The organism is Romboutsia sp., assembly GCF_035470145.1.
Classification (GTDB): domain Bacteria; phylum Bacillota; class Clostridia; order Peptostreptococcales; family Peptostreptococcaceae; genus Romboutsia_D.
The window spans coordinates 1-1,619 of the sequence record NZ_DATIRC010000381.1 but is presented as its reverse complement, the minus strand read 5'-3'; the positions used below and the strand labels follow the sequence as shown (position 1 = coordinate 1,619).

The window sequence follows — 1,619 nt, the reverse complement described above, 5'->3', positions numbered from 1 at the left end:
TTATCTTCATCAAACTGAACTGATTCTGGTATGCCACCAAAAATTTGTCTTTTCCAAATTTCTTTTCCTGTGAATCTATTGACTGCATACATAAACTCGTTCCCAGGTTCATGACAATGTGTGGATGTCCCCATATAGATTACATCATCATCGATTATTGGGCCTACATAACCGGGTCCTGTTTCTTTACTCCATAATATTTCTCCATTCGTTGTATTGATGGCAAAGAGTTTATCGTGACCGTCACCGTGGGTGCTGCAGGATCCCACATAGGCGATGCCATCAAGAAACGTCACAGCTGATTCTTCATAATTTGTGCCGGTAGTATTTGCTTTCCATAGAAGCTCTTGTCCAATTGCTCTACCCTCGATATCAAGTGTTATCATGACATTGGGATAATCATATATTATTGGGGCAATAAAGCTATCTTGTGTATATGTTAACAGATCTTTTGAAACACCCATTAATGAAAAAAAACTTGTGGAAAAGAGTAAGATTGTGAAAATTATCATTGAAACGTTCTTTTTTTTATCCATTTATTCCTTCCTTTAACATATCGCTTATTGGTTCAGTGTTTTTAAAAGATAAGGGTCAAAAGCTAAAAAATCAATTTCTTATTAAGATTAAAAAATTTAAATGATTTTATCAGTGGATTGTTAAGGGGCAGAGACTGGGTTGATAGTTTAGTACCAACTGCATAATTTTTTGCAATTCTCACCTCTAGTAATTATTGCCCTTTTCGGAAACATTAGACTCCCTCTATTTTAGGGGATTTAAATAGGATTTATGATAAGGGGGACAAATAGCCTTTTGTCTAACCCAGAAATAGCTAAAATGAATAAATTAGATACATCTATTTTATCTCTTTTTTCTTGAATTCAATTCTTTTTCCAGATTCAATTCATTATATTCTTTATTAATAAACAGAGGTATCGAAAAAATAATTATCAATACAATATACCAAAGCCAACCAAAACTTAAAGCGTCGCTCCTTAACCTATCCCAAATATTAACTGATAATAATGTGGTCAACATCGTTACTATTATAATACTCTTCAATTGGTAATATTTTATTTTATAAGGTTTAGAAAAATATTCTTTCAGCGTCATATCAAACACATATCCCAATCAGCTATATTTATATGTAGTCAAGTTTTATCATTAAGATTAAAATCCTTTATAATATTTTTTTGTACAGTATCTCTTTTTTATAGTTGATTGATTTTTCATATGTGGGTGATTTAAGTGACTGAATGGACTTTGATTTCGATAGCAATAATTTCACTACTAGTTTTAATAGGAATTATTTTGCTATTGATAGTTTGGAGGAAGAGAGGAATAGTCGGGGAGCCTAATTATCAGGTGTTCTTCACGCTTGGGATTGTTTGGTTGCCTGTAGGTGTCGTTTTTATGTTGGCTGTTAATCCTGCGATAGGTTTTGCTTTTATGGGAATGGGTATAGGATATCTAGCGATTGGTTTAGCAAATAGGGACAAATGGGAAAAGAAAAAATAAACAGTGCAAAAGAATTGATATACAGAAATACTTGGATGGCGAAATTTATACCCGCACACTGCATCAAATACTAACTATCATCGATAACAAAAAAGACGAGATTA

2 protein-coding genes are annotated in these 1,619 nt (G+C 32.7%); one reads left to right on the top strand and one right to left on the bottom strand.

The annotated features are described in order from the left end of the window. The coding region (locus tag VLM92_RS14910; protein WP_325277114.1) for a PQQ-binding-like beta-propeller repeat protein at nucleotides 1–536 on the bottom strand (536 nt) is incomplete at its 3' end. A 709-nt stretch (nucleotides 537–1,245) separates the two neighbouring features. Here VLM92_RS14910 and VLM92_RS14905 point away from each other — a divergent pair. Then, nucleotides 1,246–1,515 (top strand): hypothetical protein, encoded by a 270-nt coding sequence (locus VLM92_RS14905; RefSeq protein WP_325277113.1) that lies wholly within the window; start codon nucleotides 1,246–1,248, stop codon nucleotides 1,513–1,515. The last annotated feature ends 104 nt before the right edge of the window (nucleotides 1,516–1,619 follow it).